Here is a 4,136-nt window from a genome sequence, read left to right as displayed (position 1 = left end):
AAAAGAAGGAATAATTAAGAAAAACTTAAGTGAAATTACGATGAGTTTTAAGGTTTTGGTTGGTGGTTTTAAACCGAGTTGATAACGTGTTTCTTCTTGTCTTGATACTATAGAACAACACCAAATTTTATACATAAATAAAGTACTATAAAATTTGGTGTATATAGGTATGTGTATGAATGTAGTTATGTTTATGTTGATACGTATACACATCATTATAGTGATAAGTGTGTTGATAGTTATTTGAATTGTTCTTCTATGATTTCTTGAAGCTCTTTATTACTTGTATTATCAAACTTTGAAATTCTGTTTAGTGCTAAAATACCTAATAGATTAACTGGATTACTTGGATAAAGCTTATTACCTAATGCAGATTCTATTTCCGTTTTAGTAAACATATAAAAGAGATCTCTACCAATTTTTCCGTTCAACTTTTGAGACAGTAAAATTTTAAGTTTATTAAAAAAGTGCCATTGAAAAATAAAATGCTTAAATTCCATGAAAAGCATTGTCTCATCACTGCCTCTATTTAAGTCTTTTTTCATTTGTCGTATAAATGATTCATAACAATAGCTAGGAATGAGTAATTGAGTTTCTTGTGACGTTAGATAATATTGTTGATTAAATGATTCAATTTCACCAGTGTTAGTTAACTTTGCTAGATGTTCACCTATATTTTTAGCGTCAATATTATCTTGAATGTCGCTAGTATAATTTGAAATCTCATTGATTGGAAAATCTAAATAGTTACATAGTGTCTGAATATCTTTAAAGTATAACTTTTTAGGATTTTTATATAAATTTTTCAATGTTGATAAAGGGATTAATGTATTAGAACTTAAGTTATTTAAGCTAATATTATGACACCTAAAGTATTCAATTAACTTTTCAATATTATGAGATGTGTATAGTCCTTGATCATATTTATGGGTATTGACTTCTAATAATAAGCCAATGGCATGCTCTATTTTTTCAACGCCATTTTTCAATGCATCATTCGATATAGGATCACGATGATCGGTAACTGATAATATACCTGCTGAATCATGTTTAATGACTAAACCACTATTATTTTTGTATAAATAATTTGGATAATGGAACTTAAAAGTATTTAAAGCTATTTCACATGTTGAGTAATCAATAACATTTTTTTCAAAGTAATCGTAATAAACTCTTTGGATAAAATCATACTTGGGGAATGAAATCCAATCCTGTTTATTAACTAAATTAAAATGAGATATAAGCTGAGAAAATTGATGAACTCGTGTTCTATTTTCATCAGGCAAATGACAATATTTCGTAGTTTCATTTTGGAAGTAGTCAGTGAAATCCTGATTATATTCTGGCCATTTTTTATATAGTAAATCTTGAATTGTTAAATTAAAAAAGCAACACATTTCATCAACAACATCAAATTTTAAATAAGTCTCATCACTTTCAATGATACCTATTTTTCTTTCTGTATAATATTTCGTTTTAAAATATTTATTAAGTGATTTTGCCAATTTCTTTCGAGATAGTTCTTCGTTAAGACGTTCCATTTTTAGTTTATAACTTAGTTTTATTTTGAACACTCCTTTTGTTATAGATACATCTTAAATATAATATAAAAATTAGTGTTTTAAATGTTTGATTCGGTATGTTTTTCATACCATGTAAGTAAAAAAACTATATGGATTTTATGAGCGTTTTAGAAAAAACGTGAAAATCGGTAAATATTTGGTAAGAGCATAAGGGAAATTTGTCCCCATTTTAAAATGGGGAATCTGGCAAAGCCAGATATTTCAAGGGATTGAGTACCTTTTAGTATGGGGGTCAAAATTTTGCTAGTGTCACACCTTTGTGACACAATATATAGTGGTTGTCACACTTTTGTGACACATTATATGTACTTTGTCACAAAAGTGTGCCACCTATTTTTTAAGAGTGAATTTTGTTTTATCGTAAAAAAGACTTAGCAATATTGATATAATATAGCGTGAAAATGTAAGCATAAGATTTTAATTTTTAAATCATAGGTCATGCTAATTAATGGAGAAAGGTTGGGGTATTTTGGCTAACAAAGAACTGAAAATTAGAAACGTAGATAGTGAATTGCTAGATCGATTAAGTAGATTAGCTAAAGAGAAAAACATATCGAGAAATGAATTAATATTAGAAACATTAGAACAGCTAGATCCACTGGAAAGTTATCAAAAATTATATGCAGAACAATCACATCAGCAAGCACAAAATACAAAAGTTTTAAAAGAAGTTGCGAGTAAACAAGATAAAATTTTAGCATTACTTGAGTCAGTAGATTATTAAAAGCTAAAACGTTTATACATGGAATAAATACTAGAAATACATACATTTTAACCCCAAAAGGAACCTTGATTAAGGGTATAAATAAAGGTATAAAAGATAAGAATTAAAAATCTATTTATATCATAATGAGGTGTGAAAAGTGAGTATAAACGATATAGAATTTTGGATGAATTTATCCGATAAACTTAAAGATGTATGGTTCTTTATTTTAATACCTGTTGTTATTAGTATTATAAAACTATTGAATAAAAATGACTTATATCAGACTCGAAATGTTGAAAAAATAAAGCTGATATTAAAAAATACGTGGCTCTTTATCTTGATGACTATTGCAGCATTGATATATTTGGTTTCGATGATATCATTCTCATTGAGTGGCTATCCTAAAGCTGAAGTTATGCAATATATATCTAAATGGGATAATATTGGTTCATTTATCATTTTAATCATTATGTACGCTATGTTATTTCCGGTAGTTACAATACCTTTTCTTGGCGAACGTAGAAATAAACGATATTTTATAGAAAAGAATAATAACGATATTGTAGAAAGAGAAATCATTGACCGAGTCTATATCAATGGAAAAGATAAGTTAATTTTAAAAGACGGCAAGGGTCTTCAAACTGAAAAGAATGTTACAGATGTAGATAATTTAACGTTCAAAACAGAAGACAAAAAATCATGGATAACGATGGAAGATATACAAAGTCTCTTTTTAAAATTGAAAGATGGAAGTAAAAAAATGAGAGTTTTCATTTTTATTTTTATATGTAGTATTCCAACAGTGTATTTAGCTTGGAATGTACCAAACGTAATTGATATGTTCAAGAAATTATAGTATTGGACAGATACATTTATGTGTATTGGTTTATTTACTTTGTCATTAATACTTATTATAGAATTATATTATGTTGGCTTCATTGTTTATGAGATCCTATTTAAAAGAAGCTAATGTTAACTTATTAAAAAGTGGGGCGTGTAAGTTACACAAATGTAATTAACACATATGTAACTTACATTTGTGTATAAAATACATATGAGGACTCTAAAATACTATTATAATAGTAAAAAATAGCAATCTAACATATATTTTGGTAAGTAACTAGAAGCTATTTAAACTTATAAGTTTAAAATACAAGCCGTTTTTTTAAATTCCTATAAATATATAAAATGCATACATTATATTTGTATAACTACTACATGCATATTGTATGCAAATAATTAAAATTTGGATGTGTAAATTACACAAATATAATTAACACATGTGTAATTTACATTTGTGTACAAAGCATATATAAGAAATACAGGTTAATAAAATGGTAGATAGCAGTAACTTAATACCTTTTTACGATACATTCTAAGAAATCAACTTTCCTATTATGTTATAAATGTTTTTCATAATTCAACTTATCGGAAGTGCATATCCTTCAAAAGATACAGATGGTATAATAATGGAGTCGCCTTAACTTCCATAGGCGAAATTACTATGGAAGGAGGTGAGCATCTGTGGACTTTTTATTCGTAACGGTTATTGCACCTGTGGTAACTGGATGTATTGTAGCTTGGTTTACCCATTGGTTAAACCAACGCAATAAATAGGCGACTATCCATATCACATAAAGAGCCCCAACCTACGGCAATAGGTTGGGGCTCGGTGTATATCTATGGACTTTCTATTCGTTATTTGTATTATAACATCATAGTGGATGGGAATGCAAAATCATTAAATTGATATACTATTAAAGGTTCTGTTGCAAAGTTGAATTAATAGAATAATTTTAACAAAAAGGAGTCTTCTGTATGAACTATTTCAGATATAAACAATTTAA

General features: G+C 27.6%; 4 protein-coding genes. 3 read left to right on the top strand and 1 reads right to left on the bottom strand.

Going from position 1 to position 4,136, the window contains the following annotated elements; translation table 11 throughout:
- Positions 1-239 precede the first annotated feature (239 nt).
- Positions 240-1,541: a helix-turn-helix domain-containing protein gene (locus KA814_RS13385; protein ID WP_210122799.1), complete on the bottom strand. Its 1,302-nt coding sequence runs from the start codon at positions 1,539-1,541 to the stop codon at positions 240-242.
- Positions 1,542-2,052: 511 nt separating this feature from the next.
- Here KA814_RS13385 and KA814_RS13380 point away from each other — a divergent pair.
- The 3 genes from KA814_RS13380 to KA814_RS13370 all read left to right on the top strand — a co-directional run bounded on the left by KA814_RS13380 (position 2,053) and on the right by KA814_RS13370 (position 3,906).
- A complete protein-coding gene (locus KA814_RS13380) occupies positions 2,053-2,307 on the top strand; it encodes a ribbon-helix-helix protein, CopG family (protein ID WP_141714455.1) in 255 nt (84 codons plus the stop codon).
- 139 nt (positions 2,308-2,446) lie between these two features.
- The gene (locus tag KA814_RS13375; protein WP_326030189.1) at positions 2,447-3,145 is read left to right on the top strand and encodes a hypothetical protein; all 699 of its coding nucleotides are present in this window, start codon (positions 2,447-2,449) and stop codon (positions 3,143-3,145) included.
- 668 nt (positions 3,146-3,813) lie between these two features.
- On the top strand, positions 3,814-3,906 hold the full coding sequence (locus KA814_RS13370; protein WP_142389165.1) for a type I toxin-antitoxin system Fst family toxin: 93 nt from the start codon (positions 3,814-3,816) through the stop codon (positions 3,904-3,906).
- Positions 3,907-4,136: the final 230 nt, after the last annotated feature.

The sequence above is a fragment of the Staphylococcus sp. GDY8P196P genome (assembly GCF_017891705.1).
GTDB classification, from domain to species: Bacteria; Bacillota; Bacilli; order Staphylococcales; family Staphylococcaceae; genus Staphylococcus; species Staphylococcus ureilyticus.
This window is presented reverse-complemented; position numbering and strand designations above follow the sequence as displayed.